Raw genomic sequence first — 894 nt, 5'->3', positions numbered from 1 at the left:
GGCATGTACTTGCGCATGCATTAGGTGCTACTTTGTATATGCCTGCGACAAGACAGGATGTAGCAGACATGCTGCTTTCGCAGAAATATGAAGCGCTTTGCTCTGTTGTGTTTTGCTTGGAGGACGCCATTGGTGATCAGGAAGTGGACATGGCTGAACAGAATATAGTGGCACAATTGACCTGCCTTTCTGAGACAATTCATCAATCTCCAGAAATGGCTGAGCATTTGCCGCTTTTATTTATTCGGGTTCGTTCGCCCAAACAGCTGCTCAAAATGGCAGATTTGCTCGGTCCCTCTCTTCATTTACTGACTGGTTTTGTGTTTCCAAAGTGCTCCGTTCACAATGCAAAGGAATATGTGGACAGTTTGAAACAGGCTTCAGCACAAACTCAGAAAACACTATACGGAATGCCCATTTTAGAAACACCAGATTTATTAGAAAAAGAAACGAGATATCAGGTGTTGTCTGAATTAAAGCAGATCATGCTGAATGATGAGGAATATATTTTGAATATTCGCATTGGAGCAACGGATCTGTGTGGATTATACGGCATTCGCCGTGATCGCGAGACCACCATTTATGAGATCAGAGTCATTTCTGAGTTGATCACAGATATCATCAATTATTTTGGTCGTTCATTTGTGATATCAGGTGCTGTATGGGAGCATTTTGGACCGGCACGAAAAGAACAAAATCCATTCATCCGTGCAATTTCTAAGAGTGGTGAGTCTTTATCATCTGAGCTCGATCATATGCAAGGTCTGCTCAAAGAGACAAAGCTGGATGTGGTAAACGGTATTCATGGCAAGACAGTCATCCATCCAACACATCTCAAGCCAGTTCAAAGCATGTACGTTGTCACAAAGGAAGAGTACATGGATGCATTAAGTA

The 894-nt window shown here is 42.5% G+C and carries 1 protein-coding gene; it reads left to right on the top strand.

Annotation, left to right across the window (positions count from 1 at the left end; translation table 11 throughout):
* Positions 1-894, top strand: an 894-nt coding sequence (locus tag V7659_RS31935) for an HpcH/HpaI aldolase/citrate lyase family protein (protein WP_335543975.1), incomplete at both ends; no start/stop codon positions are given.

The organism is Neobacillus drentensis, assembly GCF_036966985.1.
GTDB classification, from domain to species: Bacteria; Bacillota; Bacilli; order Bacillales; family Cytobacillaceae; genus Neobacillus; species Neobacillus drentensis_E.
The sequence above is the reverse complement of the archived record's forward strand: the minus strand, read 5'-3'. Positions and strand labels throughout refer to the sequence as shown.